The 588-nt window shown below is 57.0% G+C and carries 1 protein-coding gene; it reads right to left on the bottom strand.

The window, feature by feature from the left end:
• Nucleotides 1-8: 8 nt before the first annotated feature.
• Nucleotides 9-588, bottom strand: a 580-nt coding sequence (locus AB4Z23_RS27900) for a DEAD/DEAH box helicase (protein ID WP_441361229.1), incomplete at its 5' end; no start/stop codon positions are given.

The raw sequence follows: 588 nt of genomic DNA on the forward strand, positions 1-588 counted from the left end.
GTGACAACCTACTCAAGGCATTCCTGGAGGATCATCCCGCGTGGACCATCCGAAAGGTTCTGCGCCTCGTCGACGACCACAAGATCAAAGATACTTGAGTCTGCCGCAAGCAGAAACTGGAAGCGTTCCTGGGTAAGGATGTGAACGTGCTTGGACGATGATGGATCCGCCGTGGGCACGGTCGATATACGCACGTCGGTGCGATGAGATAGGCGCTTGTTGATCTTGTCGTGCACCTCCGCCAGCAAGGCGCGCGTTGGCGCTATGTAGACCGCACGGAATTCCTTTTGGCGCTCCGCCATCCTGCATAGATGTTCAATGACGAGAAAGGACTTTCCCGCGGCTGTAGGAGCCGAAATGGCTACAGCGGCTTTCGCAGGCAGGCTGTCCCAAGTCTCTTTCTGGAAGTCGGTGAGAGCAATGCGGTCAGACCCAATCTGGATGCTGTTTACGGCGCGGGACACCCCGCGGCCTATCATGTCTAGCAGACGGGGAGCAGGCTGGTCCGGGAAATGCCTATGCGCATAGTCTGCAGCCGGAAAGTTTCCGAGTTCTGTAAGCAGCGCGATGCTACGCTCAATAAGACCC

Source organism: Agrobacterium sp. MCAB5 (assembly GCF_052114365.1).
Classification (GTDB): domain Bacteria; phylum Pseudomonadota; class Alphaproteobacteria; order Rhizobiales; family Rhizobiaceae; genus Agrobacterium; species Agrobacterium tumefaciens.